Below are 22862 nucleotides of genomic sequence, written 5' to 3' on the forward strand. Positions count from 1 at the left end.
AGTTACACCGTGACAGCCTATGGAATTGAGGTAATCCCTAAAGCAAATGCTTTAGGTTCTTGATGGTGAAGTAGGAATTAAACATCAAACCCACATTGAGTAGGTTTGAGTAGGTTTTAAATAACGGGCAACACAGGTGTTTACCATGAAAGATGAAGCAATGCTGGCATTGGCAAAAGAATTTGCCAAGAACTTAAAAACAGAAGCTGACCTGAATAATTTCAGTAAAGCTCTAAAGAAACTCACCGTTGAAACTACACTCAATGCTGAACTGACTGAACATTTAGGCTATGAGAAGAATAGCCCTCGTATAGGCAAAAATACACGTAATGGCTATACAACCAAGCGGCTATTTACTGATGATGGTGAATTTGAACTAGACACGCCTAGAGATCTTGATGGCACTTTTGAGCCCCAGCTGATCAAGAAGATGAGAAGCAGCGCTTCGCAAGGCGTATCACACAAATGGATAGCCAAATCCTATCCCTATACGCCAAAGGCATGACGACACGAGATATTGTTGCCACATTCAAGGAAATGTACGATGCGAACATCTCCCCAACGCTTATTTCCAAAGTAACGGATGCAGTTAAAGAACAAGTAATAGAATGGCAAAATCGACCATTGGATGCCCTTTATCCTATTGTCTATATGGATTGTATCGTCGTGAAAGTGCGTCAAGATAGTACGATTATTAACAAAGCGGTGTATCTGGCATTAGGTGTCAATACAGACGGACAGAAAGACTTATTAGGTATGTGGATGTCAGAAAACGAGGGTTCTAAATTTTGGCTCTCAGTCCTTACAGAACTGAAAAATCGTGGTTTAAAGGATATTCTGATTGCCTGCCTTGCGAAGCAGCGCTTCTCAGGACTGAAAGGGTTTCCTGATGCAATCAATACAATTTACCCTGATACGCATATTCAGTTGTGTATCATCCACATGGTACGCAACAACCTTAAATATGTGAGTTGGAAAGACTACAAAGCTGTCACAGCCGATTTAAAAAAGATATATCAAGCTGTTACAGAAGACGCAGCCTTACAGGCTTTAGATGAATTTGGACAAAAATGGGATGAGAAGTATCCTCAAATCAGCAAGTCATGGCTTGCCAACTGGTCGAATCTAAACACGTTTTTCGCTTACTCTATGGATATTCGCAAAGCGATTTACACGACGAATGCGATTGAATCATTGAACAGCGTTATCCGCCATGCAACCAAGAAAAGAAAAATCTTCCCAACTGATGATTCCGTGAAAAAGGTGGTATATTTAGCAATTATGGCAGCAAGCAAAAAAATGGACGATGCCTATTCAGAATTGGAAAGCTGCTATGAATCGCTTTAGTATCATGTTTGAAGAGCGTGTAACCAAGTATTTTTAAAACTGTATTTACACAGAATTATTTACATCCTCTGTATTTATAACAGCAGATCATAAGCTTATCTGTGGGCTTAGCCTGTCACCACGTTCAGACGTTTTAAACGCGAAATATGCAAATCAATTTGCCCTGCAATTTCAGGTAAAATTTGCTTTAAGAACTGGCTATAGTTCATTGCATCTTCTGCTCTTAATACGCCTGCTTGTACCAACTGTTCCTGCTGTAGCAACATACTTTGTACACGGTTTAAATCAGGTTTTTGCCCTTGGCTTAACCCTGTACTAATTTGCTCAAAGCCTAAATACAACTGATCACGTTGCTGGATTAATTGCTGCATTTCAACTGCAGATACCGCAGCACGCTCTAGCATAGCGTTTGTTTCAATTACATTTTCAGATTCATCTGAAAATAGACTTTGCGTTGTTTCTATCTCTGTGGAAGCTGCGTTCGGTTTCATCCATACTGTTTCCGAAACAGTCTTATTCGGCGGTTGAAACATATACACCACAGTAAACAACACCGCGACAGCCAAAACAAAAAAGCCAATACCGAGCCATCGAGCCCCTTTCATGTGCATGCTCCATAGGTAAACCATTCTAAAATGCGCTCAATTCAAATATCGTCTTGAGCGCTTTAATATGTTTTGCCTGTTATGATCGGCTTAAAAATTACGGCGTCGACCAATCGCTTGGTGCATAACCCAAACGTACTCGCTGTGGGTGATTCCCCACTGGCACACTGCGGACTTTTTCTCCTGTAGCGAAGTCAATCACCGTGACCACATCGGTTTCACTTTCTGAAATCACACAGCTTTTTCCATCTGGACTACGGGTTGCCCAATACGGTTTACCGGCCGGAATGAGCTGAGTGGCCTGTAAGGTGCGCCGGTCCACAATAGTGGCATAGTCATCCATGGTGCCTGCTACACAGAGCTTTTCCCCATCGGCACTAATGGATAAACCATGATGGCGCGAGTCATTGACCCATTTGGTCCGGTCTTTAGGAATAGTGCTACTGCCCGGCAGCTGGGCGATGCGAGTAATCTTGTCCTGATTTAAATCATATTCGACCAGACCATTAAAGAAAGATACCTGCGCATAGAGCTTGCTTTCATCTTTACTGAACACCATCGGACGTACCGAGTTCGACAGGTCTTTACGTCCAAAGGCATCTAAAGCAGGTCGGAAATCAATTTTTTTCAGAACTTTATAATTGTTGGCATCGGCAATGGTAATAAAGCGCTTACCTTTGGTGAAGTCTTGCCACTGTGCATCCATTGAGGTTTCTACGTTACCAATCGCAGAGTTTAAGATTTTCGTTCCACCTGCAAAGTAAATATTTTCGTGCGGTTTATCCCCTGTTGCAAAACGCCCCAATTCTTTACCTGTATGAATATCTAAGACATGCACCACATTACCTGACGATGCCGACACAGCAACACGCTACCCATCTGGTGAAACCGCCATGTGGTCTGCACGGAAACCTTCGACTGGCGTACGCCAATTAATTTTGCCCGTTTTAATGTTGATGGATACCACATCGGCAAAACTTGGACGTGAAGCTACAATGGATTGTCCATCTGGGGTGGAATACATATCATCCACCAACTGGTCATTGCCCTCACCTGCAGTTTGTTGAATGTAAGTGTAGGCAATTAATTTCACTGGATTTAAATGAATTTCTAATAAGCGTTCTTTGCGGTCAGGAATCATATTGACCACGCCCACTTTGCCAAAATCACCGGAAGGACGAATCACTGTGACCGTTCCATCCCAGTTATTGCCCACAAAGAAAACCTGTTTGGAATTGGCCGGTGCAGGCATTTCTGTAGAGGCTGCCTGAGCAACGCTAGCGCTGAGTGCCGTGACAGCACAAACGGCCGGCAGCAGATATTTACGCAGGGTATTTTTATAGTCCATGTTATTGTTTTCCTAACCATGTGTTCATTTTTAATTTGTTCTTGTCATACTCACGTATCAACACTGCATCAGCATAAAGACAACAGGCCCTAGAAATCTATCCGCTTGCTGTAAAATCCGACGGAAGCCCATTTGATCTTGCAAATTGAGCATCAATAAGCTCCGGTTTTTGCAATACATCTTATTAGTGAAAATCTGTAACGGTCCTGCTCCCTTTGCAAGTCATGCAGAAAGGATTAAACTGCGGGCACCACTCATTTTTATGCTCCGCTCTGTGACCCACGACCTGATCCAGCTCCGTAAACAGCTGCGCAAACAACGCCGCCAGTTAAACCGCTTTCAGCAGCGTCAGACTGAACAGCAGGTATTGCAGCGGTTACGCGCCTGGCCGGCGTATCGACAGGCTCAGAAAATTGGCGTGTATTTACATGCCTTTGGTGAAATTCATACCACTAAAATCATTGAACTCTGTTTTGCCCAAGGTAAACAGGTGTATTTACCAATGATCTGTAATATGAATGACCGGCTGGTCTGGGTGCGTATCCAGCAAGGTCAATATCGTAATAAACGCTTTGCCTACCATCGTTTGGGTATGCAGGAACCGATGGCCAGTCGTGGCCAGCATGTCTCCGAACTTGATCTGCTCTTGATGCCTTTACTGGCCTGTGACCGGCACGGAACCCGGATTGGGATGGGCGGCGGCTATTATGATAAAACGCTGGCCAGCGCCCCGACCACACCGCTGCGGGTCGGGCTGTGTCATGATTTCCAGATTGTGGATGTCCCTTTGGCGCGTGAGGCCTGGGATCAGCCGTTAGATGCCCTGATCAGTCCACATTTCCAGTATTCTTTTCAGCGCAAGTTTGCGATTTATAATCATTAACAATGAATTAAAATCATCAACTTAGCTAAATTTCCAACAATTTATAGACTTCGGCCCTTGTAATTTTTAAATTACCCATCACTATAAAAAACATGGCAACACCGTTGTCACTCATTAGGAGTGCCCATGTCTGAAATTATTATGAATGAACAAACCTTAGAGCCTCAGGTTCCAAGTGTATTACCGCTTTTAGCGCTACGTGACGTGGTGGTTTATCCGCACATGCAAATTGCGCTATTTGTAGGTCGTGAAAAATCGATCAATGCAGTTGATGTGGCTCGTAACAGTGACAATCTAGTATTTGTAGTTGCGCAAAAAGATTCGCTTACAGAAGAAATTGATCACGACAATTTATATCAATACGGTACTGTCGCGAAGATTGTGCAAGTTGTGAATCACGAAAATGATGAGAACTGCATCAAAGTCCTGATTGAAGGTCTACATCGCTCGAAGCTGGTCGAAATTATCGAAGAAGAGGACCATCTAAAAGCAGAACATCAGTTAAGCCCAATGACGGTTGCGGTAGACAGTGAGGTTCAGGCCACACGTGTGCTCGAATTGCGTGCCCTGTTTGCACAATATGCCGAAGCAAAATTACGTAATGCGCGTGAACTGATTGCTGCGGTCAACAAAATTGATGACCTGCTGCAATTGCTGTTTTTTGTGGCGACCCGCGTTCCACTGAATATCGAAGTGAAACAGAAATTCCTGGAACACGACGAGTTTGAAGCACATTTACAGGAACTCATGACCTATTTGCTGCAACAGTCTGAAGAACAGCAGATTGAGCAAACCCTGCATGATTCTGTCAAACGCCAGATGGAAAAAAACCAGCGCGAATACTTCCTGAATGAAAAAATGAAAGTCATTCAGCGCGAACTTTCCGATATGAATGGCGGTGCGGAAGATGACGTTGCGGAAATTGAAAAACGTTTGGCCGAAGCTGATTTACCAGAACACGTGCGTAAAAAAGCCGAATCTGAACTGCGCAAGTTAAAAGCCATGCAACCGGCGTCGAGTGAAGCGGCGGTGGTCCGTAACTATCTTGAAGTAATTCTGGATACGCCGTGGAACAAGGCCAGCAAAGTCAGCATCAACCTGAATAAAGCGCAGGAAATTCTGGATGCCGATCACTATGGTCTGGACGAAGTCAAAGAACGCATTGTGGAATATCTGGCAGTTCAATCACGCGTGAAAAAACTGCGTGGCCCGATTCTGTGTCTGGTGGGTCCTCCGGGTGTTGGTAAAACCTCTTTAGGTGAATCAATTGCCAAAGCCACTGGCCGTGAATTTGTGCGCATGGCGCTAGGCGGGGTCCGTGATGAAGCGGAAATCCGTGGTCACCGTCGTACCTATATTGGTGCAATGCCGGGTAAAATTGTGCAGTCTTTAACCAAAGTTGGCGTCAAGAACCCGCTGTTCCTGCTCGACGAAATTGACAAGATGGCGCAAGACTACCGTGGCGATCCTGCCTCGGCGATGCTGGAAGTACTCGATCCATCACAAAACAACAAGTTCAATGATCACTATTTAGATCTGGACCTGGACCTGTCTGAAGTGATGTTTATCTGTACCGCCAACAGCATGAATATTCCTGAAGCACTTCTGGATCGTATGGAAGTGATTCGTCTTCCGGGTTATACCGAAGAAGAAAAAGTGAATATCGCCGATCGTTACCTGGTGCCAAAAGCCATCAAGAATAACGGTTTACGTGGCAAAGAACTGACCGTACATGAAGAAGCGATTCGTGACATTGTACGTCGTTATACCCGTGAAGCCGGTGTGCGTAGCCTGGAACGTGAAGTCTCTAAAATTGCACGTAAAGTGGTCAAAGAAGCGGTCAGCAAAAAAGCCAAAAACCTGCAGGTTGAGGTCAACGCGGGCAACTTGCCAGACTACTTGGGTCCACACAAATTCGACTTCGGCATGGCGGAAGAAGAAGCAGAAGTGGGTCGCGTGAATGGCTTGGCCTGGACCTCTGTGGGCGGTGAATTACTGACCATTGAAGTGGCGACCATGAAAGGCAAAGGTACTTTCATTACCACCGGTTCACTCGGTGATGTCATGCAGGAGTCGATTAAAGCAGCCATGACAGTAGTGCGTACCCGTGCCGACTCTTTAGGCATTGAATCTTCAGTCTTTGCTGAAACTGATGTACACGTGCATTTACCTGAAGGTGCAACACCAAAAGATGGTCCATCGGCAGGTCTGGCGCTAACTACCGCGCTGGTATCAGCCTTTACCGGTATTCCAATCCGTCCGGATATTGCCATGACCGGTGAAACCAGCTTGCGTGGTCGTGCTATGCGCATTGGTGGCTTGAAAGAGAAACTGTTAGCCGCACACCGTGGTGGTATTAAACTGGTGTTTATTCCACAGGAAAACGTCCGTGACCTGGCGGAAATTCCGGATAACGTCAAAGACGGTCTGGAAATTAAAGCAGTGAAATCCATTGATGAGATTTTACCGCTGGCATTAACCTCAATGCCAAAACCACTGGTGAAAGCGCCGATTGTAAAACCGGTAGAAGAAGGTAAGGCTGCACGTCACTAAGTGGTGCCTTCATATCTTCTCCACAAAAGAGAGCTTCGGCTCTCTTTTGTTGTTTTCGGGTGATGAAATGTTCCACTTGAAAAATTTCCGTTCATCTCCATCTATAATAATACAGAGCATATTGCTGTAAGTTTCTTTCTTTATTCCTGCTCATCGTATGGCCATTCAAACTCCAGATGAATGGCCTGTTTGACCGCAGTCCTACTCTATTTCAGGGCTGCGTTTTTTATGGCCGCTTATGGCGTTGCCCCGAGCAGTTGATGAATCAGCCCATCAATCACCTGGCCCATTTTGGTGACATTTAAAGTATCCAGCGTACCCTTTTCGGTATGATAATTCGGATTACGATAATGCGAAGTATCGGTAATCAGCAGTGCTGGAATATCATGCTGCCAATAACTGCGATGATCCGAAAACCCGGCTGCACTGACAAACGCCGGCATCACCAGCCGTTCACACTGCAATTTATCTAACAGGCGCATCTGCTGACAGTATTGCTCACCCAGCGCATTGGACTGAAAATTACTGATCGCGGCAATATAATTGCCATGACTTGGATAAATCCATTTTAACCCCATCGGATACTGCTGGATTAAACGCGAATCATAGTAGCCAATCATTTCCAGCACATAGACTGCCTGAATATGCTCTTTTTCGGCCAGAATAGATTTGGCATGTACCTGACTGCCCATAAACTCGGTCTGATAATACGGTGCTTCTTGCAGGGTATAAAAAACAAACTCGACATTATGCGGCAGCTTGGTTTTTTCCTGGCTTAAAATACGCGCTATTTCAATTAATCCGGCCACACCGGAAGCATTGTCATCAGCGCCCTTCTGGTTGCCATGCACATCATAATGCGCACCTAAAATCACCCGATCTGAACGGCCCACTTTTAAATGACAGACCACATTGCGATAACTTTTTCCATTCACCGGATAAGTCTGGTACTGGCATGGAATGCCGAATAAACGCATCTGCTCTTTAATCCAGGCCGAAACCCGGTTCAATTCTTCAATATTTTTATGATTACGGTACACGCCCGGCGGCCCGATAATCTGCTGCAAATAGACTTTCAAATTTTGCGGATCAGCCGGTTCATATAATGAAATGGCGGCGGATAGCGGCTGCATCCAGCCCAGCAGCAAAGTACAACCCAATATCCCTAAACCGTTTTTAATCTGTTGAAATAACCACATTTATTATTGTTCCATACAAAAGCAGGTTTTATTGTCCTGTGGCTCATTAAAGCAACAGCAGCATACAGATTACAATTTCAAATTGTGTCTTTTCTCCTGCACAAGCGGCTTTCAAGGTTATAATTACTTTTCATTTTCTTGCCTGTTTTATTATGAAAATTCGTATTCTGACCATTGGTCAAAAAATGCCGGCTTGGGTACTGACTGGTTTTGAAGATTATTTCAAACGTATACAGCCTTTTGTACAAACCCAGATTATTGAATTGCCGATGGCCAAACGCGGCAAAAATGATTCAGAAGCCGATATTTTAAAATACCGGCAGATTGAAGGTGACAGCATCTTAAATGCCCTGAAAGCCAATGAAACCCTGATTGCACTAGAAGTGGGTGGACGTGAATTCAGCACCGAAAAACTGGCTGAAACCATGAAAGGCTGGATGCTGGAAGGCAATGATATTGCCTTGGCGATTGGCGGCCCGGATGGTCATTCGGAAGCAGTACGTAAAGCTGCAGCATGGCACTGGTCTTTATCTAAACTGACCCTTCCGCATCCACTGGTGCGAGTGATGCTGATTGAACAGCTGTACCGGGCCATGAGCATTAACCATAATCATCCTTATCATCGGGCGGGTTAAGAAAACCCTACCCATTGTTTCGTATTTAGAACATTCTGTTGAACCCGACCCGGTTTAATAAAGCATGTCGCTTTGACATGATAGGATCAGAATCGTGACATAGGCTTTCATTATGAATTTACAGACCCTTCCCGGCTTATTTATATCGCATGGTTCGCCTATGCTCGCGCTCAATCCTGAACAGGTCGGGCCGGCGCTTGCCCGTTTAAGCACCAACCTGCCCAAACCGCAGGCGATTGTGGTGATGTCGGCGCATTGGGAAAGTCGCAGTCTTGAAGTCAACACCGGTATTCGTCCAGAAACCTGGCATGATTTCCGCGGCTTCCCGGAAGAGCTGTACCAGATTCGCTATCCGGCACCGGGACAACCTGAGCTGGCCGAAGAAGTATTACAGCTACTGGCCAATGCCGGTTTTAATGCGCATGCCAACAGCACCCGCCCGCGCGATCATGGGGTATGGATGCCTTTGCTGCATATGTATCCTGAAGCCGACATTCCGGTAATTGAAGTGTCGTTGCCGATGCATCTGCAAGCTGCAGATCTGTACAAAATTGGCCAGACCTTGGCGGTGTTACGAGAACGCCAAATTCTGCTGATTGGTTCAGGTAGTATTACCCACAATTTAAGAGAGCTATCTTGGGACAACCAGCACAGCGTGGTGCCAGAATGGGCTTCGACCTTCCGTAATTATGTGGTCAGCAAACTGGCACATCAGGACTATGATGCGGTACTGGACTGGCCGACCATTCCGTATGTCAATCGCAACCATCCCACTATCGAACATCTGGCACCCCTGTTTTTTAGCATGGGCACCGGTCATCGTTTTAGTATTGTGCATAGCAGTTTTACCATGGGTGCACTGGGTATGGATATTTACCGTTTTGACTAAAATCTAGCGCGACCAAACATAACTTTTTCTTATTTATTAACAAAAAATTACTTATGGATACATTTTGCAACCGGAAAAGTGCAAATGTATCCATTTTTTTAAATAGCAAATCGGTTATATTCTGATGAATTTCCGATAAGTGCTTTATTTATAAAATGAAACTCAAATATTTAGCCATTTTACTTTTCCCTTTAAGCTTGGCCGCTTGCCAGAGTAGTGATCTGCAACGTGCGGGAGATCTTGCAGTGTCTGTATTACAACAACAAAATACCGATAAGATTGTCAGCGCTTACCAATGGTCTTTAGATACCGGTGCAGCCAAACCCCTGACCCTGAATTTTAATGACAATGGCCGTTTAAGTATTGGCACCAGCTGTAACCAGATGGGTGGTAACTGGCAGATTAACAACAACCAGTTACAGGTGGGTATGTTAATCAGTACCGAAATGGCCTGTGAAGCCAGCGCCATGCAGCAGGAACGTTTTGCTGCTGCCCTGTTCCAAAAACCTGTCAGCGTGCAGCTGGACATGAAAAATACGCAACAACCGAGCTTAATCTTGACCGCTGCAGATGGCCAGCAACATACTTTTCAGGGCAAAATGACGCCGGAAACCAAATACCAGTCGGCCGGTGAAACCATCTTCCTGGAAATTTCCCCGGAAACCAAAGCCTGTACCGGCGTTGCTCCACAAACCTGCTTGCAGGTACGCGAAGTCAAATACAATGAACAGGGTCTGAAAACCCAAGTTGATCAGGACTGGATTTTATTCTATGACCAAATTGAAGGCTTTCAGCACAATCCGAATGAACGCCAGATTATTCGGGTCAAGCGTTATGAACTGAAAAACCCGGCGGCTGATCAATCCAAATATGCCTATGTACACGATATGACGGTTGAAACTGGCCGGATCAATTAACAGCAGATCTTAAAAAATAACCCATAAAAAAAACCGAGGTCAGTGCCTCGGTTTTTTCAGCTTATACGCAGTTAAAACTTAGTATACTCCTTGAGCCAGCATTGCATCAGCAACTTTTACGAAGCCTGCAATGTTTGCGCCGTCTACGTAGTTAACAGTACCATCTTCCTGAGTACCGTATTTCACGCAGTTACGGTGAATTTCTTTCATGATTGCGTGTAAACGCTCATCTACTTCTTCAAACGTCCAGCCCAAACGTAATGCGTTTTGAGACATTTCCAGACCAGAAGTCGCTACACCACCAGCATTTGATGCTTTACCTGGTGCATACAGAATTTTCGCCTCAACGAATTTCTCAACTGCGTCTAAAGTAGACGGCATGTTGGCACCTTCAGCCACACAGATTGCACCGTTAGCCAGTAATACCTCAGCATCTTCACCGTTTAACTCGTTTTGAGTTGCACATGGCAGCGCGATGTCACACTTGATACCCCAAGGACGTTTGCCTTCCAAGTATTCAAAACCGTGTTTAGACGCAAATTCAGAGATACGGCCACGTTTGATGTTTTTCAGATCCATCACTTCTTTCAGCAATTCGTCTGTGAAACCATCTTTCACATACACAGTACCGTTAGAGTCAGACAGTGAAACCACTTTCGCGCCCAGGAACATGGCTTTTTCAGCAGCGTATTGCGCGACGTTACCTGAACCAGAGATTGCTACGACTTTGTCTTTGAAGCTGTCGCCACGAGTTTTCAGCATTTCCTCAGCGAAATAAACTGTACCGTAACCTGTTGCTTCTGGACGTGCCAAAGAACCACCGAATGTTAAGCCTTTGCCCGTGAACACACATGAAGTGTCATTGCTCAGCTTTTTCATCATACCGGCCATATAGCCAACTTCACGGCCACCTACACCAATATCACCCGCCGGGATATCTGTATCTGAACCTAAATGACGATAAAGCTCGATCATTAACGCCTGGCAGAAACGCATGATTTCGCCTTCAGATTTACCTTTAGGGTCAAAGTCTGAACCGCCTTTACCGCCGCCCATTGGCAAAGTAGTTAAGGCATTTTTGAAAGTCTGTTCAAAACCTAAGAATTTCAGGATAGACAGGTTCACTGACGGGTGGAAACGCATACCACCTTTGAATGGACCAATTGCCGAGTTGTATTGAACACGGAACGCACGGTTCACATGAGTTTGACCCTGATCATCTACCCAGGAAACGCGGAACTGGATCGCACGTTCTGGCTCGACTAAACGCTCTAACAGACCATGTGCAGCGTATTGAGGATTCTTTTCAATGAATGGCCACAGGCTGGTCATCACCTCTTCTACTGCTTGTAGAAACTCTGGTTGATAGGCATCACGTATTTTAACGTAATCTAGGAAATCGTTAAGGCTGTTATATTTCAACGCTTAATCCTCAGCAGAATGTTGGATCAAAATTGGGCAAAATTTCAATCAATGATTTATTTTGGCGCAAAATATTAAATATCTTTTGTTAACAATCTACAATAGTTTTTTTCAAAAAACTTTATTTAATCCATATTTTCAATAAATTAGATTGATCAAAATTGAAAAATTATTCCATTTTTTGTAAGCAAATATGTATTTAAAATTGACCATTTTGCCCAAAAATAAAGCAGATTATGGTCCAACTTTGTACACAAGCTTAATGCTTGAAAACATGCTAGAATCTGCGGCTCAGGTTTATTGTTCGCTTTCTCTGCGCCCTTCGCAGCCGTGGTTTTTACATGAATTCGCAAATTGCTCTCATCCAGAATATTGATGCCCTGCTTCCTCAAACCCAATGCGGTTTATGTGGACATCGGGATGGATGTTTACCCTATGCAAAGTCGATTGCCGAAGGTGAAGCCGCCAATAAATGTGTACCGGGCGGTCAACCGGTTGCCGATGCGCTGGCCAAACTGCTGGGCAGAGAACGCTTAACCGCCGAAGCCAGTGTCTGGCCCATTCAGTCCGATGGCCGTCCGCAGCGTATGAAAGCGGTGATTCGTGAAGATGAATGTATTGGCTGTACCAAATGTATTAATGCCTGCCCGGTCGATGCCATTTTAGGTTCCGGCAAACTGATGCACAGCATTCTGACCGACCTGTGTACCGGCTGTGAACTGTGTATTCCACCCTGCCCGGTGGACTGTATTGATCTGGTCGAAGATGTTAAACCCGTACCCACAGACGCGGAACGGATGAGCGAGCAGAAGGATTTACGCCAGCGCTATTATGCGCACATTCAGCGTGAAGAGCTGCGCCGCCTGCACCGTAAAGGGCCCGTGGTGCGTGCTGAGATTGATACCGCGCTGTTCGCCCAGTTCTCGCAGCAGACCGATGCAGTGCCTGAAATCCAGATGGTTGAAAAAGCCGATCATCCGGCTGTCACCCACGATGCCAAAACCACCATTGAGCTGGCCAAGCTCAGAACCCAGATCAAAAAATTAGAAAAACAGCTGAGTGTGCGTGAAGATGCCAACAAGCGCGCGCAACTGGCGCAGCTTCAGCAACAATTACAGCACTTACAGGGAGAGGCCTAATTCATGAGCAGCGCAGTCAAACCGGTAAAAAACTTGACCCGAAAGCAGGTCTATACCTTTTTTGAGCGCTTGCGTGAACAGCGTCCGCATCCAACCACCGAACTGAATTTCTCCTCACCGTTTGAATTGCTGGTGGCAGTGACCTTATCGGCGCAGGCCACCGACGTCAGCGTGAACAAAGCCACAGATAAGTTATTTCCAGTAGCGAATACTCCGGAAGCGATTTATGCACTGGGGGTTGATGGGCTAAAGGACTATATCAAGACCATTGGCCTATATAATTCCAAAGCGGAAAATGTGATTAAGGCCTGTAAAATCCTGATTGAAAAGCATAACAGTCAGGTACCGGCAAATCGGGCCGATCTGGAAGCCTTACCGGGTGTGGGGCGTAAAACAGCCAATGTGGTGCTGAACACGGCGTTTGGTCAACCGACCATGGCAGTTGATACCCATATTTTCCGTGTCGGCAACCGGACCGGTTTAGCCGTGGGTAAAAATGTGCTGGAAGTGGAACACCGTCTGGTGAAGGTGATTCCCAAAGAATTTATCGTTGATGCGCACCACTGGCTGATTCTGCATGGCCGCTATTGTTGCATTGCTCGCAAGCCTAAATGTCATGAATGTGTAGTGGCCGATGTCTGTAACTGGCCAGACCGGTTTGAGTTTGGAGCTGCGCGCCAGATTGCAGTCAAAAATATTGAAGCTGAATCCTGAATTCAGCTTTTTTTATACTTGAAGATGACCTGCGCTGCATATTCGAGGTAGATCATTCAATAATGCCGACCTAAGCCGGGCGACCAAAAGCCGCTTAGTCTTGTGCGTCTTTATCTTGCGCTTTTTTCTGCTGCTCTAATTGCGCCTGCAATTTAGGATGCAATTGACGTTGCTGTGGCTGGTTGGCATTTTCAGCACGTTCTTGCTGACGCACTTTTAGCAGCATTTTATAGCTGATATAAAACAGACCCACCAACATGGCCAGGAACAGCACCATTAAAATTAACATACCAATTTTCACCGAGGCAGTTTCCTTATACGCACGCAAATAAAAAAGGAGCCCTACTATGACCGAGGACTCCCTTAAAGTCAAAACAATCAGCGGATGATTATTTTGCCTGATCTAAAATTGCAAACAGATCCGCTTGTACGTCTTCAATTGGACGCAGACCGTTAAGTTTGTCATACGTCGGTGCATTTTCACCTGTCGCTGCGCGGCCTTGGTAGAAACCAACCAGCTGCTCAGTTTCAGTGTGGTAAGACGCTAAACGCTTACGAATGGTTTCTTCCTGGTCATCTGGACGTTGTACCAGATCTTCACCCGTTTCATCATCTTTACCTTCCACTTTTGGCGGATTGTAAACGATGTGATAAACACGACCAGAAGCCGGGTGCTGACGGCGACCAGACAGACGCTGTACGATTTCTTCGTCCGGTACATCAATTTCAATCACGTGATCAATGTTGATACCTTCTTTTTCCAGCGCTTCCGCTTGTGGAATAGTACGCGGGAAACCATCAAAAATGCAGCCATTGGCACAATCAGGTTGAGCAATACGCTCTTTCACTAAACCGATGATCAATTCATCTGAAACCAGACCACCGCTTTCCATTACGTTTTTAGCCTGTAGACCTAATTCAGTACCTTCACGAATCGCAGCACGGAGCATATCACCGGTTGAAATTTGTGGGATATTGTAGCGCTTACAGATCAACTGAGCTTGTGTACCTTTACCTGCTCCAGGTGGTCCGAGTAAGATAATGCGCATAAAAAAACATCCTCATTTTTAACAATGTACATGACACTTTGTTCATGACGAACTCAGGTTCGACATGCTGTCCAGCATCCAATTATAAGAAAGCGACAAACAAATGTATTAAACCAGCAATAAAACCGGTTACCCCTCCCAATACAATCAAGATCCATTCATCTTCCTGAAAGGCAGGACGCAATAAATTTTGAAACTCTCTTGGTGTAAGTTCAAGAATACGTTCTCTAAACATTTGATAGATTTTCTGTGCACGGCTCGCATTAAAGGCTGGGTCGCATACAGGCACCATCGTAATTTCAATTGAGCGATCGATCAAGTCTGTCTTGAGTTTTGCGTATTCTTTTGGCCCTAAAGACAATTGTAAAGAGGTTCTGACCAGTGGGGTTTCCATAATTTCATTAATATGGCGTTTAACAATCCGACGGGTCTTGTCTTTTTTACTGCCATACATCATTTCGGTCATAATGGATTTTAAAGTAATTAAATCTTCGGTGACCACACTGGCAAATACATCAGACACCTCTTCCTGGCGCTTCATAAAGGCACCCTGAACATTATAGGTGCCAATGCGCGGAATAACAGGTTTAATCCACGGAAATTTGCGACTCTGTGTTCGCGTAAAAAATTGTGGATACTTCACATAATGCGGTTCAATCGGGTTGAACACCATCCAGATCGCAATCCAGTTGGTTAAAAAGCCCCAGATGGCGGCCCAGAATGGTACGGTCCAGTGCCACGGCACAATAAACCAGACAATCATCTGGAATATACCAAAGAACATCCCGATTAACGCACTGATATGCCAGATAAAGTTAATTTCTTTCTGGCCCACTTTCAGGAACATGCGCACCATTAAACGGCGGTCACCTTCCATCTGGCGTACCACCATTTCGCGCATATCGACCAGTGACTCGACATTCAAAGTCAGTTCAGTGACCAGTTCACGCAGCACCGCAGGCAGCTGTTTATGTGCCTGGGCATAAATGCGGCGCTTAATTGAATAGGGCAGGTTTTCCCACAGCACAGCATTGCGGTCGATCATCACCTCATCAATTAAATGCTCCAGCTCAAAACCGACCTGCTCGCCAATAATCCGTGCCATATCTTCCGGGTCCATGGCATCCAGAAATTCGCGCAATGAGCCCAGTTTAGACAAGGTATTGTCGGTAATAATGCCTGAAATACGCCCGGCCTTTCTCGGCACAATCCCCTGCCAGCCCACCGGCAATGGCCCCAAATGAAAGCCCCAGAAATTAATGGGATAGAACACCATTTTCAGTGCCATCCACACGTGGGCCCAGGTCACAAAAGCGGTGACAGGGATAATGCTGAGCACAGCCCAAAAATCCGGGCGATTCAAAAAGGTTTGCCACAACTGATTGATGTACTCAAGCATGCATATTTTCCATATTTATTTCTAATTACCGGATTCTAAAAGCATTTAACTCGCTATTCTGGCTATAAACCCACACTTAAAGTATAGGAAAATTGTAGTTTTGGCTCGGTTTCTGCAATCACCCGACCGGCCCGATCTTCCAGTTTTTCACCTGCACCAATCCCCACACTAAAGGTACTGATCCGTTCACGGCTCAGCAAGACATAAGCAAGATCTACACCAGCGCCCAGACGTGCTTTCTCTTTCTGGTCGACCACTTTGGATTCAAGATGACCCGCATAAGCTCCGATATAATAACCATTTTTATCTTTACCGGTGAAATGATATGGCAAGCGAAAGCCAATTTGTCCACCCGGTTCATGATCCCCATTTAAAAATGCCCCGGCTTTGGCATAGGCAATGCCGTAGGGATTGACCCATTCTGCATTTAAATGAAGTAATTTTTGTGTAATTCCTGCCCCGATATTCCAGGTTTTTGTATCTTCCCCGGTCAATTTTGCCTGTGGGAAAAAAGAAGATTCTTCGGCATAGGCCACATTGCACAGCGCAATACATGCCACTAAGGAATATACTTTTTTCATTATTTTCACCAAGTTCCTTAATTCTAATTGTAAAACAATCCTGTTTTATTTTTTTGACTGTAGCAGATTTACCCAGATTCTTATATACAGCAGCCGATCTTTTTATTGTCGCAAAAGTCAAAAACCTAAATCACATTATTTGTGTCGAATCGGTCATGCAGGCATACGCAAAGCGCTGTGTTATCGGCTAGAATAACAGCCCTATTCTCATCTCCTTGATCTGTTTAAGCCGATTGCATATGAAACAGCACTTTCCTTTAAAAAACGTTCAGCAAGAAAAGCGCATTTTTCGCAATCGGGTATTCATCTCTATCGGGCTGGTCAGTTTCTTTTTACTGCTGCTGGTGGTGCGTTATGCCTATCTGCAAATCAGCAGCTTTGATGAGTTTGCCACCGCATCTGACAAAAACCGGATTCGCCTGCAACCCTTAGCGCCCGCACGCGGTTATATCTATGACCGTAATGGGGTGCTGCTGGCCGATAACTATCCGGTCTTTACCGCGACCTTAAGCCGTGCCGATGTGGAAGATATTGATGCCACCATCGAACGGCTGACCCCGATTCTGGAACTGACTGAAGAAGATATTGAACGCTTCCAGAGCCGGATTAAAACCGCGCGTAAAACTGAACGGGTCTCCATTAAACTGAATCTGAACGAAACCGATATTGCCCGTTTCAGTGAAGTAAAATTCCAGTTTCCCGGGGTGAATATTGAAACCCAGATGACCCGTTACTATCCACATGGTGAGCTGTTTGCGCATGTGATTGGTTATGTGGGCCGGATCAATGACAAAGAGCTGAAAGAGATTGATAAAGATGCCTACGCCGGCACCAACCTGATTGGTAAAATTGGCGTAGAAAAATCATACGAACATTTACTGCATGGCGTACCGGGCAATGAATCGGTCGAGGCAGATGCACACGGTAATGTGCTGCGTCACTTGGGCCGTAAAGATCCGGTTCGCGGTAATGATCTATACCTGTCCTTAGATTATGGCTTACAAGTGGTGGCCTCTGAACAGCTGGCTGGCCGCCGTGGTGCGATTGTCGCGCTCGATCCACGTACCGGGGAAATTCTGGCGCTGGTGTCGAGCCCCAGCTTTAACCCGAACCTCTTTGTCACCGGCATCAGCCATACCAATTATGCTGCCCTGCGCGACAATATTGACCAGCCGCTGTATAACCGTGCCGTGCAAGGAGTCTATCCGCCCGGCTCGACCATTAAGCCGATGTTTGGTCTAGGCGGGATTCATTATGGTCTGGTCGACTGGAGCACTGCGATTCAGGATTATGGCTATTTCACCTTACCAGGCGACAGCCACCGCTTCCGTGACCATAAAAAATCGGGGCATGGCATTGTCAACATGCACACCGCTCAGGTGGTGTCCTGTGATACCTATTTCTATGTACTATCCTACCGGATGGGCATTGAAAAGATGAATGACTGGATGCGCCAGTTTGGTTTTAGTGAGCGCACTGGTGTCGATTTACCAAGTGAAAGCACCGGCCTATATCCAAGTCCGGAATGGAAGATGCGTACCCGCAATGCCAAATGGATGCGCGGTGAGACCATTTCGGTCAGTATTGGTCAGGGTGCCTTTACCGCGACGCCATTACAACTGGCCATGGCTACGGCCATTACCGCCAACCAGGGCTTTAAAGTCACGCCACACGTGCTGCGTGAAAGCCGCGGTGCACGGCCATTTAAGGTGCATAATGGTACCAATGGCCGCATTGAATTTAACGGGACCGATGAAGACTGGATTAAAATGCGCGATGCCATGGTGGATGTCATTCAATCAGGCACCGGTAAAGGCATTAAAAGCGGCCTGCAATATTCAATTGCCGGAAAAACCGGGACCGCGCAGGTCAAAAGTATTGCGCAGGGCAAACGCTATAATGAAGCGCTGCTCACCGACCGTCAGCTTGACCACGGTTTATTTGTCGGCTTCGCTCCGGCAGAAAAACCTGAAATTGCCATTGCGGTGATTCTGGAAAATGGCCGTGGTGGGAGTGCTGCCACTGCCCTGGCCCGTCCAATTCTGGATTACTGGCTACTCAACAAAGACAAGAATCCGATTCGCCCATCTGCGGCCCAAATTAGTGGTGGCCTGATGACCGCCGGTTTAAAGCCAAGTGAACTGCCAAGTGCCGAAGGTGCTCGTAGCACCACCACTCCGGCTCAGGATACTGCTGCATCTGCGCCAGCAACACCGGCCGCTGCCCCATCTGCCACAATAGAGAGTGACTAAACCATGAAAAACCAGCTACGAATTATTGGTGGAGACTGGAAACGTCGCCAGTTGGCCTTTGCCAGTATTGACGGTTTACGCCCGACGCCGGACCGGGTGCGTGAAACCCTGTTTAACTGGCTGATGTGGGATGTGCAAAATGCCAAAGTGCTGGACCTGTGTGCCGGCTCGGGGGCGCTTTCCTTTGAAGCGCTATCACGTGGTGCTGCACAGGTCACCATGATTGAACCGGACCGCACTCAAGCCCAGTTCCTGACCCAGAACCTAGAACTGTTAAAAGTCACCAAAGCCCGGGCCCAGTTAAAAATCAGTACTGCACAGCAGGCGCTGGCCAGTCTGAAAGACAGCTATGATCTGGTGTTTCTTGATCCGCCTTATAGCCTGGATTTATGGGAACAGCTGGCACAACTGGCTGATCCATTAATTCAGGATAAAGGCCTGATTTATGTCGAAGCCGACCGTGATCTAAACCAGCTAAAACTGCCGGCCTCCTGGCAGCAAATCAAGGAAACCAAAGCCGGTACAGTCCGCGCCGGACTGTATCAGAAATCACTTTAACGTTTGATTGAACGGTTATAAAAAAAGATTCCAGATGGAATCCTTTTTGATTTATACGCCCGGTCGTAATGGACGCTGCACCCCAGAAGTCGGCGGCAAAGCCGTGACGGGTTTGGCCTTAGCTGGATTACTCGCCTGTGGCTTCTTTACGGGAGGCTTGTTGGCCACCGGACGATTTGGCTTTACTGGTTTGCTTTGTGCAGGTTTACTCTGTGTCGGTTTATGTGCAGGACGGTTGGCCTGACCCGGTTTTTGCTCATGCGGACGTTGAGCATGTGGACGATTTACCGGCTTAACCGATGGACGCTGCTGAATATACACCGGACGGCGTTCATGTTCCCAACGCGACACGGTATATGGATAAGTTGAATAGCCTCGATCATATCCGGTATAGACGCTATGTCGTGGACCACTCTCATACGGCGTGACCACACACCCGGTAAGCGCCACAGCCACCAGCGACACAAAAGCCAGCTTTTTCATGCAATTTACCCCCTGTTCAGATGGCTGCATTTTCAGCAATCGGCATGAATTTACTGGCAATTTTTTGTTGCGTTCCTGTATGTACAAGTTCACATTTCATCCATATCTTGGCTATTTTTCTGGTGGATAAAAGAAAAGACTGGCCGAGTTTCTGTCCAGTTAAGGTTTTATCTGCCCTGCCCAATCTAATATTTAAATATAGATATAGAAATAACTTAAGATAGATGGGCTTTTGATTCGATATTCAAGCAGCACAAATGTTAAATGCACAAAAGAAAAAAGACAGCCGTAGCCATCTTTTTAGAATCAGGGAGAATTGGTGATATTACTTAGGCTATTTAGTTTTTAAACAGGCCCTGCTTTTCAATAAACTCAATAATTTGCTCCAAACCATCTTTGGTTTTCATGTTAGAAAATAAAAACGGTTTATCACCACGCATGCGCTTGGCATCCTGATCCATCACTTCCAGACTGGCGCCGACCATCGGAGCTAAATCGGTTTTGTTGATAATCAGCAAATCGGATTTGGTAATGCCCGGCCCACCTTTACGTGGAATTTTTTCACCACCGGCCACATCAATCACATATAAGGTCAGATCGGATAATTCCGGGCTAAAGGTCGCCGCCAAGTTATCGCCACCACTTTCAATAATAATCAGTTCCAGACCATCAAACTTTTCGCACAAGTCGTCAATGGCTGCCAGGTTAATCGAAGCATCTTCACGGATGGCAGTGTGCGGACAGCCACCGGTTTCCACACCGACAATCCGGTCTGGGCTCATGGCTTCGTTGCGGGTAAGGAAGTTGGAATCTTCCTTGGTATAAATATCATTGGTGACCACCGCCATGTTATAGCGCTGGCGCAAGGCCTGACATAAATTGAGAGTAAGTGCAGTTTTACCTGAACCGACTGGACCACCGATGCCGACACGTAATGGAGAACGTTCTGTCATGTTGATTTTCCTTTTATTTTCCCTCTCCCAACTCTCTCCCATAGGGAGAGGAGGAATCTTGTGTTCCCTCTCCCCTTAGGAGATGAGCAGCAATACTGCGCTAAGGTGAGGTGATTTCCCTCTCCCAGAGAGAGGAAATATTGATTAAATTTTTACGCCCTCTCAATCCCCCTTTAAAAAGGAAGACTTTAAGAACGGAATAAGCGTGAATACTGGGTTTCATGCGCCATACTCAGCATGGCGTAATTGGGTAAGGCGCTACTGAGCTGCTCATCTTCCAGCATTAATGCTTTTTCGATGGCTGCTGGAACCTGCTCATGTAAATGCCATAAAATCCGTTGTCCACTCATCTGCCCGAGCGGAACGGTTTTCACAGCTGCCAGCACCTGATTTTCCAGCACAGTAAAGGTATAAGCGGTTAATACATCTGCTTCGTTTAAACCCAACTGGCCGCAGAGCTGGGCATAAACCGGTACAAAACCCAGCTGTTTTTTCACCATCACTGGCATTTCCAGCACATCTTTAATCCATGCATTAAGAGAAAATGCCAGCTGTTGTGACTCCGCTAAAAGTTCACGGCTTTCCCGACTGGCACGATAAATCTGCGCCCAATAATCAAACTGTGTGTCATCATCATAAAATTGCATCAGCCGTTTTAAGACCGGTAGTTCAAAACGTACCAGTAGCATCTCCAAGACTTCTTCAAAGTAGGCGATGCTACTGCTTTCATCTTGAATCAGGCCCTGATCAATCGCACTTTCTACCCCTTGCGAATAGCAATACGCTCCGACCGGTAATGCTGTCGAAGACAAGGTCAGCAGCTTGAGCAGTTGCACTGCATTAGTGATGGGCATGGGCGTGAATGGCCTTGATCGGGCTTAAACGATGATCATGACTGTGCTGTGCGTATGCCCCGCTTTCCGGTTCAAAAGGATGCTTGACTTCATTCACAGTCAGGCCCAGTCCAATGACCATTTCGGCCAGCACATGATCTGGTTCAAAATACAGTGCAGTTGGCGTGAGCATCAATGGTACATGGCGGTTGCCTAAGTGATAGGCAGCTTTCAATAAATCAAAATCGGTTTGGGCGACCACTCGCATCAGGTGCTCAGGTTTGGCATCGACCCGAAGTAAATCGCCTTGTTCAGTGGCAATAAATGAGCCGCTACGCAAAATGCCGGTACGCGGCAGGTCAGCACCAATATCGGCACCTGATTTTAATGTTGCACGAAATCGGCTCTTTTGGCGGGTGTCGAAGCTGAGTTCGACAGTTTCAAAAGTGCTTCCCTCTGAAATGTGTTCTATTCGTTGAGTGTAGATGTTCATGCTGTTCCTTTTGTCACGAAGATGTTTTGCTTTGGCTTATGTTTTTCAATTTCAAAGCAAAACCTCTGTAAATTTACGCATCAAAAGTAAGCATTTTTTATGCCAATTATGAGTTTTATTGGTGCGTTTACTTCCTAAATTCACTCACTAATTTAGCAAGTTGTTCCATACCATCAAATGTGGTTGGGATTTTGTCATCTGATGATACAAGGGGTGAAAAGATAATATTTTCAAATTTCTCAAAGCCTGCTGCATTTTTCTTATGTAGTTTTTCTGAATCTTCAGCATAGTTATGAATAAACTGACAAAGTGTCATTCGTAGTTCAAGCTGCATCATTTGAGATTGTACAGAACGGACGTGCTGTAAACTCACTCTTACAAAATACAGAATAATCAGCATAAATGTTGAAACAGGGAACATTACATATAACAGGTACTTTAGAATATCCTCACCTTTTATTAGAAATCCCAAAAAAGAAAATAGGTAGTGTTCAAAAATCTGTGTCATTTCAATAAACTGAATCAAACAGGAAATGACACATCATGGCAAACAACTTTGATTTCGAAGCAGCTTTAAAACAATTACAGTCAGGACAACCCCTCACTGGTG

General features: G+C 45.8%; 21 protein-coding genes and 2 pseudogenes. 10 read left to right on the forward strand and 13 right to left on the reverse strand.

The genetic code is table 11. From position 1 onward, the window contains the following. The first annotated feature begins 145 nt into the window (after positions 1-145). Positions 146-1384 (forward strand): annotated as a pseudogene (locus FTT63_RS11855) (IS256 family transposase). Between the two features lie 70 nt (positions 1385-1454). On the opposite strand, the gene FTT63_RS11860 reads toward FTT63_RS11855, so the two are convergent. Continuing rightward, the gene (locus tag FTT63_RS11860) at positions 1455-1952 is read right to left on the reverse strand and encodes a hypothetical protein (protein WP_152342441.1); all 498 of its coding nucleotides are present in this window, start codon (positions 1950-1952) and stop codon (positions 1455-1457) included. A 97-nt stretch (positions 1953-2049) separates the two neighbouring features. Then, a pseudogene (locus FTT63_RS11865) lies at positions 2050-3300 on the reverse strand (YncE family protein). 274 nt (positions 3301-3574) lie between these two features. On the opposite strand from FTT63_RS11865, the gene FTT63_RS11870 reads away from it, so the two are divergent. Next, entirely contained in the window at positions 3575-4183 is a 609-nt protein-coding gene (locus tag FTT63_RS11870) for a 5-formyltetrahydrofolate cyclo-ligase (protein WP_152342620.1), read from the forward strand. A gap of 126 nt (positions 4184-4309) precedes the next feature. After that, positions 4310-6736 carry an endopeptidase La gene (lon, locus tag FTT63_RS11875; protein WP_016659256.1) on the forward strand — a complete coding sequence of 809 codons (2427 nt, stop codon included), beginning with the start codon at positions 4310-4312 and terminating at the stop codon, positions 6734-6736. A 236-nt stretch (positions 6737-6972) separates the two neighbouring features. Here lon and FTT63_RS11880 read toward each other — a convergent pair whose 3' ends face one another. Next, complete coding sequence (locus tag FTT63_RS11880; protein WP_180192339.1) at positions 6973-7935, reverse strand: M28 family peptidase; 963 nt, start codon at positions 7933-7935, stop codon at positions 6973-6975. Between the two features lie 152 nt (positions 7936-8087). Here FTT63_RS11880 and rlmH point away from each other — a divergent pair, with 152 nt between their 5' ends. From rlmH to FTT63_RS11895, 3 genes are all read left to right on the forward strand, one after another. Beyond that, on the forward strand, positions 8088-8570 hold the full coding sequence (gene rlmH / locus FTT63_RS11885; RefSeq protein ID WP_005179274.1) for a 23S rRNA (pseudouridine(1915)-N(3))-methyltransferase RlmH: 483 nt from the start codon (positions 8088-8090) through the stop codon (positions 8568-8570). Between the two features lie 112 nt (positions 8571-8682). Continuing rightward, positions 8683-9459, forward strand: coding sequence for a dioxygenase (locus tag FTT63_RS11890; protein WP_087662515.1), 777 nt, complete (start codon positions 8683-8685; stop codon positions 9457-9459). A gap of 155 nt (positions 9460-9614) precedes the next feature. After that, the gene (locus FTT63_RS11895) at positions 9615-10376 is read left to right on the forward strand and encodes an META and DUF4377 domain-containing protein (RefSeq protein ID WP_180192340.1); all 762 of its coding nucleotides are present in this window, start codon (positions 9615-9617) and stop codon (positions 10374-10376) included. A 78-nt stretch (positions 10377-10454) separates the two neighbouring features. Here the strand turns inward: FTT63_RS11895 and gdhA are convergent, their stop codons facing one another. Then, positions 10455-11798 (reverse strand): NADP-specific glutamate dehydrogenase, encoded by a 1344-nt coding sequence (gene gdhA, locus FTT63_RS11900; protein ID WP_075167691.1) that lies wholly within the window; start codon positions 11796-11798, stop codon positions 10455-10457. Positions 11799-12139: 341 nt separating this feature from the next. Here gdhA and FTT63_RS11905 point away from each other — a divergent pair, with 341 nt between their 5' ends. Together FTT63_RS11905 and nth are read left to right on the forward strand one after the other, a co-directional pair. Continuing rightward, positions 12140-12937: an RnfABCDGE type electron transport complex subunit B gene (locus FTT63_RS11905; protein WP_104470011.1), complete on the forward strand. Its 798-nt coding sequence runs from the start codon at positions 12140-12142 to the stop codon at positions 12935-12937. A gap of 3 nt (positions 12938-12940) precedes the next feature. After that, positions 12941-13651, forward strand: a complete 711-nt coding sequence (nth, locus tag FTT63_RS11910; RefSeq protein WP_180192341.1) for an endonuclease III — start codon at positions 12941-12943, stop codon at positions 13649-13651. A gap of 94 nt (positions 13652-13745) precedes the next feature. Here the strand turns inward: nth and FTT63_RS11915 are convergent, their stop codons facing one another. From FTT63_RS11915 to FTT63_RS11930, 4 genes are all read right to left on the reverse strand, one after another. Next, positions 13746-13952, reverse strand: a complete 207-nt coding sequence (locus FTT63_RS11915) for a hypothetical protein (RefSeq protein ID WP_168416757.1) — start codon at positions 13950-13952, stop codon at positions 13746-13748. Between the two features lie 88 nt (positions 13953-14040). Next, entirely contained in the window at positions 14041-14700 is a 660-nt protein-coding gene (adk, locus tag FTT63_RS11920) for an adenylate kinase (RefSeq protein ID WP_005179287.1), read from the reverse strand. A gap of 82 nt (positions 14701-14782) precedes the next feature. After that, the gene (locus FTT63_RS11925; RefSeq protein WP_005179289.1) at positions 14783-16099 is read right to left on the reverse strand and encodes a hypothetical protein; all 1317 of its coding nucleotides are present in this window, start codon (positions 16097-16099) and stop codon (positions 14783-14785) included. 62 nt (positions 16100-16161) lie between these two features. Beyond that, positions 16162-16680, reverse strand: a complete 519-nt coding sequence (locus tag FTT63_RS11930; protein ID WP_104484164.1) for a hypothetical protein — start codon at positions 16678-16680, stop codon at positions 16162-16164. A gap of 239 nt (positions 16681-16919) precedes the next feature. Between FTT63_RS11930 and mrdA the strand changes: the two genes are divergently transcribed. Continuing rightward, positions 16920-18932 (forward strand): penicillin-binding protein 2, encoded by a 2013-nt coding sequence (gene mrdA, locus FTT63_RS11935; RefSeq protein WP_127800652.1) that lies wholly within the window; start codon positions 16920-16922, stop codon positions 18930-18932. Positions 18933-18935: 3 nt separating this feature from the next. Continuing rightward, the gene (gene rsmD, locus FTT63_RS11940; protein WP_045796353.1) at positions 18936-19490 is read left to right on the forward strand and encodes a 16S rRNA (guanine(966)-N(2))-methyltransferase RsmD; all 555 of its coding nucleotides are present in this window, start codon (positions 18936-18938) and stop codon (positions 19488-19490) included. A gap of 51 nt (positions 19491-19541) precedes the next feature. Here rsmD and FTT63_RS11945 read toward each other — a convergent pair whose 3' ends face one another. The 5 genes from FTT63_RS11945 to FTT63_RS15785 all read right to left on the reverse strand — a co-directional run bounded on the left by FTT63_RS11945 (position 19542) and on the right by FTT63_RS15785 (position 22778). Then, complete coding sequence (locus FTT63_RS11945) at positions 19542-19973, reverse strand: hypothetical protein (protein WP_163141522.1); 432 nt, start codon at positions 19971-19973, stop codon at positions 19542-19544. Between the two features lie 338 nt (positions 19974-20311). Then, the gene (gene ureG, locus FTT63_RS11950; RefSeq protein ID WP_005179298.1) at positions 20312-20926 is read right to left on the reverse strand and encodes an urease accessory protein UreG; all 615 of its coding nucleotides are present in this window, start codon (positions 20924-20926) and stop codon (positions 20312-20314) included. A 188-nt stretch (positions 20927-21114) separates the two neighbouring features. Further along, positions 21115-21780 carry an urease accessory protein UreF gene (locus FTT63_RS11955; protein ID WP_163170290.1) on the reverse strand — a complete coding sequence of 222 codons (666 nt, stop codon included), beginning with the start codon at positions 21778-21780 and terminating at the stop codon, positions 21115-21117. After that, on the reverse strand, positions 21767-22252 hold the full coding sequence (gene ureE, locus FTT63_RS11960; protein ID WP_180192342.1) for an urease accessory protein UreE: 486 nt from the start codon (positions 22250-22252) through the stop codon (positions 21767-21769). Before ureE ends, FTT63_RS11955 begins: the two co-directional genes overlap by 14 nt. 127 nt (positions 22253-22379) lie before the next feature. Then, positions 22380-22778: a hypothetical protein gene (locus tag FTT63_RS15785; RefSeq protein ID WP_227554650.1), complete on the reverse strand. Its 399-nt coding sequence runs from the start codon at positions 22776-22778 to the stop codon at positions 22380-22382. Positions 22779-22862: the final 84 nt, after the last annotated feature.

Source organism: Acinetobacter sp. C15, assembly GCF_013420645.1.
GTDB classification, from domain to species: Bacteria; Pseudomonadota; Gammaproteobacteria; order Pseudomonadales; family Moraxellaceae; genus Acinetobacter; species Acinetobacter indicus.

Excerpts from the sequence above, each read along its gene's own strand:
- FTT63_RS11860 (WP_152342441.1), bottom strand. The coding sequence starts at position 1,952 with ATGAAAGGGGCTCGATGGCTCGGTATTGGCTTTTTTGTTTTGGCTGTC.
- lon (WP_016659256.1), top strand. The coding sequence starts at position 4,310 with ATGTCTGAAATTATTATGAATGAACAAACCTTAGAGCCTCAGGTTCCA.
- FTT63_RS11880 (WP_180192339.1), bottom strand. The coding sequence starts at position 7,935 with ATGTGGTTATTTCAACAGATTAAAAACGGTTTAGGGATATTGGGTTGT.
- rlmH (WP_005179274.1), top strand. The coding sequence starts at position 8,088 with ATGAAAATTCGTATTCTGACCATTGGTCAAAAAATGCCGGCTTGGGTA.
- FTT63_RS11890 (WP_087662515.1), top strand. The coding sequence starts at position 8,683 with ATGAATTTACAGACCCTTCCCGGCTTATTTATATCGCATGGTTCGCCT.
- FTT63_RS11895 (WP_180192340.1), top strand. The coding sequence starts at position 9,615 with ATGAAACTCAAATATTTAGCCATTTTACTTTTCCCTTTAAGCTTGGCC.
- FTT63_RS11905 (WP_104470011.1), top strand. The coding sequence starts at position 12,140 with ATGAATTCGCAAATTGCTCTCATCCAGAATATTGATGCCCTGCTTCCT.
- nth (WP_180192341.1), top strand. The coding sequence starts at position 12,941 with ATGAGCAGCGCAGTCAAACCGGTAAAAAACTTGACCCGAAAGCAGGTC.
- adk (WP_005179287.1), bottom strand. The coding sequence starts at position 14,700 with ATGCGCATTATCTTACTCGGACCACCTGGAGCAGGTAAAGGTACACAA.
- FTT63_RS11925 (WP_005179289.1), bottom strand. The coding sequence starts at position 16,099 with ATGCTTGAGTACATCAATCAGTTGTGGCAAACCTTTTTGAATCGCCCG.
- FTT63_RS11930 (WP_104484164.1), bottom strand. The coding sequence starts at position 16,680 with ATGAAAAAAGTATATTCCTTAGTGGCATGTATTGCGCTGTGCAATGTG.
- mrdA (WP_127800652.1), top strand. The coding sequence starts at position 16,920 with ATGAAACAGCACTTTCCTTTAAAAAACGTTCAGCAAGAAAAGCGCATT.
- rsmD (WP_045796353.1), top strand. The coding sequence starts at position 18,936 with ATGAAAAACCAGCTACGAATTATTGGTGGAGACTGGAAACGTCGCCAG.
- FTT63_RS11945 (WP_163141522.1), bottom strand. The coding sequence starts at position 19,973 with ATGAAAAAGCTGGCTTTTGTGTCGCTGGTGGCTGTGGCGCTTACCGGG.
- ureG (WP_005179298.1), bottom strand. The coding sequence starts at position 20,926 with ATGACAGAACGTTCTCCATTACGTGTCGGCATCGGTGGTCCAGTCGGT.
- FTT63_RS11955 (WP_163170290.1), bottom strand. The coding sequence starts at position 21,780 with ATGCCCATCACTAATGCAGTGCAACTGCTCAAGCTGCTGACCTTGTCT.
- ureE (WP_180192342.1), bottom strand. The coding sequence starts at position 22,252 with ATGAACATCTACACTCAACGAATAGAACACATTTCAGAGGGAAGCACT.